Raw genomic sequence first — 10473 nt, 5'->3', positions numbered from 1 at the left:
CATGGTGCCGGCGCACATCGTGGTGCTGCCCAGCCTGCCGCTCAACGCCAATGGCAAGATCGACCGGCAGGCCTTGCCCGATCCCGAACTCGGTGCTTCACCCACCCATGAAGCGCCGCAAGGCGAGTTGGAAAGCGCGCTGGCCGCCATCTGGGCCGAGGTCCTCGGCGTGCCCCGCGTGGGCCGGCGTGACAACTTCTTCGAACTCGGTGGCCACTCTTTGCTGGCAGTTCGCCTGGTCGCCCGCGTTCGCATCGCCTTGAAGCGCGACCTGCCTTTGCAGGCGGTCTTCTCGCACCCCACCGTGCAGCAATCCGCCTTGGCCTTGCAAGGATCGAAAGCCTTTGACGACCGCCAATGGGCCCTTGACGGCTCCCCAGTCCGCGAAGGCGAGCCAGTGCCTTTGTCCTACGCCCAGCAACGCCTGTGGTTCCTGTGGCAACTCGATCCAAATGACACCGCCATGAACATGCCGGCGGCCTTCCATCTGGAAGGCGTGCTGGACGTGGCCAGGCTGAGCTCGGCTTTCGATCGGCTGGTTCAGAGGCACACCGCCTTGCGCACTGTTTTTGGCGAAACCGACGGCCGGGGCTGGCAATGTGTTCAACCTGCACATCCCGTGCCCCTGCCCATGGCGGCCTGGGACGAGCCCACACCAGAGATACCTCAGCGGGTGGACCGCCACATCTTGCAAGCGGTGAAGCAGCCTTTCGACCTCACGCGCGGGCCGCTCCTGCGGATCGAGTTGATCAAGCTGGCGGAGCAGGCGCACATTTTGGTGGTGGTGCTGCACCACATCGTGGCCGACGGGTGGTCGAGTCAGGTCATGCTGCGGGATCTTGCCCGGTACTACGCCTGTGCCCAAGATGATGAGGCCCTGGCCTTGCCCGCATTGAAGTTCCAATACGCCGATTTCGCGCTCGCACAGCGGCGGTGGCTGGACGATGGCGAGATGCAAAGGCAGGCCGAGCACTGGCGGACCCAGTTGGCTGGCATCCCGCCCTTGGTCCTGCCGCCGGAAAAAGCCTTGCCTGCCCAACGCGCGCATCCGCTCGGCATCAACGCGTTCGACTTGGACGGTCCCACCACGGCAGCGCTGTCCACCTTGGCCAGGCAGCACCAGGCCACACCGTTCATGGTCCTGCTTGCCTGCGTCAGCCTGGCGCTGGCGGAACGCTCGGGACAAGCCCGGTTTTTTGTGGGCACCGACATGGCCAACCGCCACCAGGCGGAAACCGAACCGATGGTGGGCTTCTTCGTGAACCAACTGGCCTTGCCCATCGATGTCGAAACGCCGCGCTCCGCGGCCGAGCTTCTGGCGCAATTGCAGCACACCGTCATCGCGGCCAGCGACCACCAGGACCTGCCTTTCGACCGGCTGGTCGGCCTCATGAAAGCGGGAGAGCGTGGCGGGCGTGCCCCGCTGTTCCAGGTGAAGGTGATCTACCGTGAAGCGGCCGAGGCTTGGCGCCTGCCGGGCCTGTCGATCAGCGAATGCCCGGTGCCGGGGGCCCAGGCCGAGCTTGACCTGATCGTGGGTTTTCTCCACACCGGCAAGGACATCCAGGCGTCGATTCGCTACGACGCCGACTGCTTCAACGAATCCAGCATGGACAGCCTTGGCCAGGAGATCGTGGCGGTCCTGCGTGCCCTCATGGCCTCAGGCGAAGCCAGCCTCGAGTCCCTGCGACACGTCGTCCGTGAGCTTCGAGGTGCCCAGGCGGCCAGACAGGCCGACGAACGTTCGAAAAAACTGGCCGCCTTGCGCGGTGGTTTGCGGCGCCGGCAGCCCATGGATGCCAGCCTGAATTCAGCATTGAAAAGCGAAGGATCTTCAGCATGACTTCCCATGACGTTCGGCCCAGACTGGGCGCGGTACGCCGCCAGGCACTCCCTGAAGCCGGTGCTGACCTGGTGCAATGGTCGAGCCTGTTCGACGGCGTGGACCTGCCAGCCTTGGTCCAGCCCCGGCTGCCAGGCATCAGCCTTCCACAATGGGCCGCGGTGAACCAGGCCGAGATCCACCAGCGCCTGTTGACGCATGGGGCGATCCTGTTCCGAGGGTTCGCGGTCAACCAGGTCCAGGACTTCAATGACTATGTCGATTCGGTCTCTGGCGGCGCGCTGGAATACCAGTTCAGGGCGTCGCCCCGAACACAGATCCACCAGGACCTGAACGTCTACACGTCCACCGACTACCCGGCACAGGAAAGCATCTTCCCGCACAACGAACACTCTTACTCGCCGGTGTTTCCCTTGCACCTCTTCCTGTACTGCGAGACTCCCGCCTTGACGCAGGGCGAGACGCCGATCGGCAGCACCCGACTTCTGCTCCGCCGCCTTCGGCCCGAGGTCCGGGAAACGTTCGCGCGCAAGCAGGTCATGTACGTGCGCAACTACGGCGAAGGCTTTGGCCTGCCTTGGCAAACCGTTTTCCAGACGTCGGACCGGAGCGAGGTCGAAGCCTACTGCCGCAGTGTCGGCATCCGGCCTGAATGGAAGCCCGGTGGCGGCCTGCGCACACGGCAAATCGGTGCCGCGCTGATGCGCCACCCGAAAACGGGAGAGACCGTCTGGTGCAACCACGCGACCTTTTTCCATGAGTTGACCTTGCCCGCTTCGGCGCGGGAGCAACTGCGCAGCGAGTACGCGGCGGATGACTTGCCGCAGAACACTTTCTATGGTGATGGCACACCGATCGAACCCGAGGTCATCCGGCACCTGCAAGGGCTTTACCTCGATGTGATGGTGAAGTTCCCGTGGGAACGGGGTGACGTCTTGATGCTCGACAACATGCTCGCGCTGCACGGACGCAGCCCATACACAGGGCCGCGTCGAGTGATGGTGGCCATGGCCCACGCTTGCCGTGGCGAAGATTTGAAAATTGGAGTGAATGCGTGAACAACAACAACATCGACCGCGTCGAAGCCTACCAACTGTCTTCCCAGCAATGCGCCAGCCATGCCCCGGACTGGGAGACATCGCAGCCATGCATGGCCGTGCTGGTCGAAGGACCCGCGCTGAACGTGGACCTGGAGGCCCTGCGGCACGCCGTCGATGAAGCCGCTCGCCAGCACGAAGTGCTTCGCACACGCTACCGGACGGTGCCAGGCTTGGTCTATCCCGTGCAGCACGTGGTGGCCGATCTCCTGCCGGCTTGCACCTTGCTTGAGGCTGAGGTCGATGATGACGCTCTGCTGTCGGCGGCCCGGGGTTTGATCGATGCGCAGGCCGGGGCCGTGGTCGGCCTGGCCATGGCGAGGCCCGTCAAGGGGCGTGTGCGGTGGGCCTTGGCGGCATCGCGTTACAGCCTGGATGTGCAAGGCATTCAGGACCTGGCCAAGGCATGCCTGCTGCATTGCTTGGAGGGGGCGCCGGCTTTCGCGGCCGAGGAGCCCTTGCAGTACGCCGACTATGCAGCCTGGCAGAACGAGCTCTTCGCCACGGAATTGGGGCAGGAGGGTGGGCGATTCTGGGAAGCCAGGTCAAGGGACGAGGCCGACGCGCCACGCCTGCCTTTCGAGCAGCCCGCCACCGGTCAGCGCCTGGTTCAGTCCATTGCACTGAGCGGCCAGGCCAGCCAATTCATCCAGGCCACGGCCGAACGATTGGCCTTGCCGATCGAGTCGGTGACGCTGGGACTGTGGGCCGCCTGGGTGGCGCGCGTCGCCCAAACCGACGCGTTCTCCTTTGAATGGATTTGCATAGCCAGGGCGCCGGAGCTGGACGGCGCCTGGGGAAACTATGCCACGGCCTTGCCGGTTTCCTTGCGCTTGAGCCCAGGTTCACCCGTCGACGTGTTGATCCGTTCGGTGCACGAGCAGGTTCAGTTGGCGGCCTCGTGGCATGAATGCTTCAATGCTTCCGTGTACCTGGCAGGTCTGGCCCGCGCTGGACGGCCCAGGGCAGCCCTTCAGTTCGAGCACGTGCGCTTGCTGGCAATGCCGGGAGGCTGGGTGGTCAAGCGGGTCGATGCAGGATGCGGGCAGGCGGGATTGCGGTGCGAATGCGTCGAAGCTGCTGATGGCTCGCTCGAATGGCGTTGGCTCAACGATGGGCGATTCGATGGCGATGCGGTCAAAGCCTGGTTGAGGCAGGTCGATGCCTTGTCCACTTCGGCGGCATCCCATCCGGATGCGCTTGCTTCGAACCTGCCCATGGTGTGTGCCGATGAGCGCGACTGGATCTTGCGGCAAGGTCGCGTTGTCACCGAGTCGGGTGAGGCCTGGCCTGATCAGACCTTGCAGGCCATGTTCGAAGCCCATGCCCGGCACGCTCCCAATGCCAAGGCCGTGGTGTGTGGGCAGGATCAGTGGTCCTACCGGGAACTTGACCGGCAGGCCAACCGCCTGGCGCGCCGACTGCAGGCCCAGGGTGTCGGTCTGGACGACGTCGTCGGGGTCCACATCGGTCGGTCCGCGCATGCGATCGCTTCGATGCTGGCCGTGCTCAAGGCGGGCGCCGCCTATGTGCCCATCGATCCGGCTTACCCCGCCGATCGGATCGCCCATGTCTTGGACGATGCGCAGGTATCGACCGTGCTGACCTTGGCTTGCGAGGCCGGTCGCCTGCCAGCCATGGGTTTGACCATCTTGCACGTGGACGAGCCTCATGAGGAAGGTGACGCATCGCCTTTGACTTTGAAGATGCCCGCCTCACCGCAAAGCCTGGCCTACCTGATCTACACCTCGGGCTCGACCGGCTTGCCCAAGGGGGTGATGGTTTCTCACGGAAACGCGGTGGCCTCGACGGCAGCACGCTTGCAGTTCTACAAGGAGCCGCTCTCGAGCTACCTGCTGCTGTCGTCCTTGTCCTTTGACAGTTCGGTGGCCGGCGTCTTCTGGACCTTGAGCCAGGGAGGCACCTTGCACCTGCCCACGGACGATGAGCACCAGGACGCCCTCCAGATCGGGCAACTGATCGCGGACCACCGGATCTCTCATGTGCTGGCACTGCCTTCCTTCTACAAGCAGATCTTGCTGAGTTTGAAGAATGGCGCCTCATTGCAATGCGCCATCGTGGCGGGCGAGGCCTGCCACGCCGACGTGGTGGCGCAGCATCGACAGAGCGTGCCTCGCGCGGCGCTGGTGAATGAATACGGGCCGACCGAAGGCACGGTCTGGTCGCACGCCTGGCGCATCGACACCGAATCGCCGCCGGCCCCTGGCCAAGCCATCCCGATCGGGCACCCGGTCCCATCGTCGTCCGGCCTGGTACTGGACGAGCACATGGCCTTGTGCCCCATCGGCGTGCCGGGCGAACTCTACCTTGGCGGCCCCGGCATCGCGCGTGGCTACCTGAAACGGCCGGGCTTGACCGCACAGCGTTTCGTGGCCCACCCCTTCCTCTCGGGCGAACGGCTCTATCGGACCGGTGATCTCGTGAGGTGCCGTCCCGATGGTGCGCTGGACTACCTGGGCCGCGTCGACCACCAGGTCAAGATCCGGGGCTTTCGGGTCGAGCTCGGTGAGGTTGAAGCACGTTTGCTCGCGCAGCCAGGGGTGCGTGAAGCCGTGGTCGTCGCCGCGCAAGGGCCGGGTGGACTCCGCCTGGTCGGCTATGTGGCGGCCAAGGCAGGGCACACCATCGATGTGGCCTCCTTGCGCGATGGCGTCGGCCAGTCTCTTCCGGCCTACATGGTCCCGAGCGTGATCATCGCGCTGGACCATTTCCCGCTGACGCCCAACGGCAAGCTGGACCGGCAGGCTCTGCCTGATCCCGACGCGGGCGCCAACCGGCCTTTCGAAGCGCCAGAAAATGCAGTCGAGCAGGCGTTGTGTGCGGTGTGGCAAGACGTGCTGGGATTGGCCCAGGTGAGCCGTGGCGACAACTTCTTCGAGCTGGGGGGGGACTCCATCCTGGGCCTCCAGATCGTGGCACGGGCTCGCCAAGCCGGCTGGAAGATCGTGCCCAAGCAACTGTTCGAGCGGCAAACCGTGGCGCAACTGGCCTTGGTGGCGGTGCCCATCGGGCAAGACGCGCGCTCCGAAGCATCCCAGACATCCGGAGAGGTGCCTTTGCTCCCGATCCAGGCAGCCTTCTTCGCGCAAGACGTGCCTGAGCGGCATCACTGGAATCAGTCGGTGTTGTTGCGCATGCGGGAGGCGCCCGACTTGCCAGGCCTGGCGCAAGCCTTGGTGGCCGTGGTCGGCCACCACGACAGTTTCAGGCTGAGGTTCGAGGCGCAGGCTGATGGCCGTTGGTCGCAACATTACGAGCCGGTGTTCGGCGAGTCCGTGGGCGAGCTTTTGTGGATCCGCCGTGGCTGTCAGGCGTCGGGTCTCGAGGCCTTGTGCGATGAAGCGCAACGCAGCCTGGACCTGTCGCGAGGCCCCTTGCTGCGGGCCTTGGCGATCGAGATGGCCGATGGAAGTTGGCGCCTGTTGCTGGTCGCTCACCACCTGGTGGTCGACGGTGTGTCCTGGCGTGTGCTGCTCGAAGACCTTCACGCCGCCTGCGAGCAGGCCCTGGCCAGGCGGGACATCGTTTTGCCCTCCCGGACCCACAGCTACAAGGATTGGGCTTTGGCGTTGCAAGGCTACATCGACCAGCACCCCGAGGAACTGGCGCATTGGCAAGGATTGTCGGATGTGCCGGCCAGCTTGCCCTGCGTGAGGCCTTCCGGATCGAACACCGCCGCGGATCTGCAGGTCATCGAAGTGAGGTTGGACGCCGCGAAAACCGAGACCTTGCTCAAGGTCGCACCTGCCGCGTACCGCACTCAGGTCAGCGATCTGCTGCTGACTGCTTTGGGCCGGGCTCTGTGCGCCTGGACAGGCCAGGACCAGGTCCTGGTGGACGTGGAAGGGCATGGGCGCGAGGACGTGTTCGAGGGCATGGACCTGTCCCGCACGGTGGGTTGGTTCACCAGCGTCTTCCCCGTGGCGTTGACACCGCTGGGTGAACTCGGCGAGGCGGTCAAACGCGTGAAGGAATCCTTGCGCCAAGTGCCCGGCCGGGGATTGAGCCACGGCGTGTTCAAGCACCTGGGCCATGCCAGCCAGAAGGCGGCGTTGGATGGCTTGCCGCAGGCTCGGATCAACTTCAACTACCTTGGCCAGTTCGATGGCAGTTTTGGAGGCAGCACGGGCTGGCAATTGGCGAGTGAGCGCGGTGGTACTGCGGTGAATGGCGCGGCTCCGCAGGCGCACGAGTTTTCGGTCAACGGTCGCGTTCATGAAGGACAACTCCAGTTGGCCGTGAGCTACAGCCAGGCTCGCCATGATCGGCACACGGTTCAGGCATGGGTGGATCGCTTCCAGCAGGAACTGGAGGCGCTGGTCGATCACTGTGTCCGGGGTGCCCAAGGCGTGACACCATCGGATTTCCCGCTGTGCGGATTGAACCAGACGCAACTCGATCAGTTGCCCTTGGCCCTGGGCAACTTGCAAGACTTGTACCCCTTGTCGCCCATCCAGTCGGGCATCCTGTTCCACAGCGTGTACGACGTCAGCTCCAAGGCCTACATCAACCAGTTGCGCGTGGACATCGAGGGCCTGGACACCGTGCGTTTCAAGGCGGCCTGGCAAGCCGTGGTGGCCCGTCACGATGTTCTGCGAACGGGATTCTTGCAAGGCACCTCTCACTTGCAGTGGGTGGCCAAGTCGCTGGACATGGCCATGCTTGAGCAGGATTGGCGTGACCGTTCCGAGCCAAGGGAGGCCTTGGATGCGCTGGCCCAGGCCGAGTTGGACCAAGGTTTCGACCTGGCCAAGCCGCCTTTGATGCGCATGGCATTGGTGCGCCTGAACGATGCCCGGCACCACTTCATCTGGACCAGCCATCACCTGTTGCTGGACGGTTGGAGCACGGCGCAATTGCTGAGCGAGGTGATCCGGCACCATGACGGGCAAGCGCTTGAAACGCCGAGCGGGCAATACCGAGACTACATCGGCTGGCTGAAGTCGGCGGACCTGGAAGCCTCGCGTCGCCATTGGCACGCCCAGTTGGCGGCGCTCGAAGAGCCGTCCAGATTGGCGCCGTTGATCACCCACCGAGACGGTCAGGCATCCCTGCCGGCCGAAACCCGCACGGTGCTCGACCGGCCGATGATGGTGCGCTTGGCCAAGGTGGCCGCCGCCGAGCGGGTCACGGTCAACACCTTGATCCAGGCGGCCTGGGCCCTGCTGCTTGCTCGCTACCTTGGGCAGCAGACGGTGTGCTTTGGCGCGACCGTGGCCGGCCGGCCCGACGGCCTCTCGGGGGCCCAGCAAATGCTGGGGTTGTTCATCAACACCTTGCCGATGTGCGTGCCCATCGCTGCCGAACGTCCAGTCGGCGACTGGCTGCGTGATCTGCAAGCCCGGAATGTCGCGTCTCGAGAACATGAACAGGTGCCCCTCCACGAGGTTCAACGTCGCGCTGGGTATGGCGGCCAGGCCTTGTTCGACAGCATCGTGGTCTTCGAAAACTACCCGATCGACCAGGCCTTGCTGAACACGGAAGAACGAGGCGGCTCGAGGCTGCGTTTCAGCCAGGTGATCAGCCGAGGCGAAACCAGTTACCCGCTGACACTGGTGGTGCAACAAGGTGACGAGCTCAGCCTGAGCTTTGGCTTCGACGCCGACCGCTTGGACCCAGACAAGGTGGCGGTGGTTGCCAGGACCATGGCGGGCTTGTTGGCCAAGTTGGTGGAGGACACCCACCAGCCGGTGGGATCGGTGCAACTGCTGAACGCTGAAGAGTCCTTCAAGTTGCGAAGCTGGAGCGTGAATGGACAGGTGCGTCCGGACGCCAGACCGGTGCACGAGCTGATCGAAGCGCAGGCGCAAGCCCGGCCAGACGCCGTGGCTGTGGTCTTCGCCCAGGCGCAGCTGAGCTACGGTGAACTCAACGAACGGGCCAACCGCCTGGCCCACCGGCTGTTGTCGCTGGGCGTGGTGCCGGACACCGCGGTCGGCATCGCGGCCGAGCGTTCGCTGGAGATGGTGGTGGGCCTGCTGGCCATCCTGAAGGCCGGTGCCGCCTACGTGCCCATCGACCCCGAGTACCCGCCAGAGCGCATCGCCTACATGGCCAGCGACAGCGGCATCGGACTGCTGCTGACCCAGTCACACCTGGTCCAGGCCCTGCCATGCCCGGCGCACGTGCGCCTGCTCCTGATCGACCAAGTGGATTGGTCGGGCGAGGCCAGCCACAACCCGCAAGTGCCCCTGCACGGCGAAAGCCTGGCCTACGTGATCTACACCTCGGGCTCGACCGGCCAGCCCAAAGGGGCGGCCAACCGCCACCGGGCCCTGCACAACCGCCTGGGCTGGATGCAATCGGCCTACGGCCTGGACGAGACCGACACCGTCCTGCAAAAGACCCCCTTCAGCTTCGACGTCTCGGTGTGGGAATTCTTCTGGCCCCTGATGGTCGGCGCGCGCCTGGCGATGGCCGCCCCTGGGGACCACCGCGACCCCGAACGCCTGGTCGACCTGATCCAGGCCCATGGCATCACCACCATCCACTTCGTGCCCTCGATGCTGCAAGCCTTCATGGCCCACGAGCAAGTGAGCCAGTGCAGCGGCCTCAAGCGCATCGTGTGCAGCGGAGAAGCCCTGCCGGCCGAACTGCAAGGCCAAGTCCTGCAGCGCCTGCCCCAGGCGGGCCTGTACAACCTCTATGGCCCCACCGAGGCGGCCATCGACGTGACGCACTGGACGTGCCGAGACGATGGGCAAAGCCAGGTGGCCATCGGCCGCCCGATCGACGGTGTCAGCACCTGGGTGCTGGACGCCGACCTGAACCCGGTGCCGCCAGGCGTGGTGGGCGAGCTGTACCTGGGCGGAGCCGGCCTGGGACGCGGCTACCTTAACCGGCCCGCGCTGAGCGCCGAGCGCTTCGTGGCCGACCCGCAGGGCACGCAAGGAGAGCGGCTGTACCGCACGGGCGACCTGGTGCGCTGGCGCGACGATGGGCAACTGGCCTACGTGGGCCGCATCGACCACCAGGTCAAGATCCGGGGCCTGCGCATCGAGCTGGGCGAGATCGAAGCCCAACTGCTGGCCCAGCCCCAGGTGAGGGAGGCGGTGGTGGTGGCGCAGAGCGCAGCAGGCGGCACCCGCCTGGTGGGCTACGTCTCGGCCAACGCGGGTGATCAACCCCTGGACACGCAGGCGCTGCGTGCCCGCCTGGGCAGCGCGCTGCCCGAGTACATGGTGCCGGCCACGATCGTGGTGCTGCCAGCCTTGCCGCTGAACGCCAGCGGCAAGATCGACCGCAAGGCGCTGCCGCCGGTGGCGCTGGACGAGGCACGGGCCTATGAAGCCCCGCAAGGCCAGGCCGAAGAGGTCCTGGCCCAGGTGTGGGCGCAGGTGCTGGGGGCCGAGCGGGTGGGGCGCCAGGACAACTTCTTCGAACTGGGCGGTGACTCGATCATCAGCCTGCAGATCGTGGCGCGCTTGCGCGCGCTGGGCTGGAAGGTCACGCCGCGCCAGATGTTCGAGCGGCAATCGCTGGCGCAACTGGCCATGGTGGCCGAACCGGTGC

3 protein-coding genes are annotated in these 10473 nt (G+C 65.3%); all 3 read left to right on the top strand.

Features of this window, described 5'->3' with window-relative positions:
- Positions 1 to 1843 (top strand): condensation domain-containing protein (locus ACREB4_RS20885; RefSeq protein WP_431590168.1); only part of this gene is annotated, 1843 nt, incomplete at its 5' end.
- Entirely contained in the window at positions 1840 to 2901 is a 1062-nt protein-coding gene (locus ACREB4_RS20880) for a TauD/TfdA family dioxygenase (protein ID WP_431590167.1), read from the top strand. The genes ACREB4_RS20885 and ACREB4_RS20880, both read left to right, overlap by 4 nt.
- Positions 2898 to 10473: amino acid adenylation domain-containing protein (locus tag ACREB4_RS20875; protein WP_431590166.1), on the top strand; the 7576-nt coding region annotated here is incomplete at its 3' end. The genes ACREB4_RS20880 and ACREB4_RS20875, both read left to right, overlap by 4 nt.

This window comes from Aquabacterium sp. (assembly GCF_050725395.1).
Lineage (GTDB): Bacteria > Pseudomonadota > Gammaproteobacteria > Burkholderiales > Burkholderiaceae_C > Aquabacterium.
Note: the sequence above shows the minus strand (reverse complement) of the source record. Positions and strands in the feature narration are given on the sequence as shown.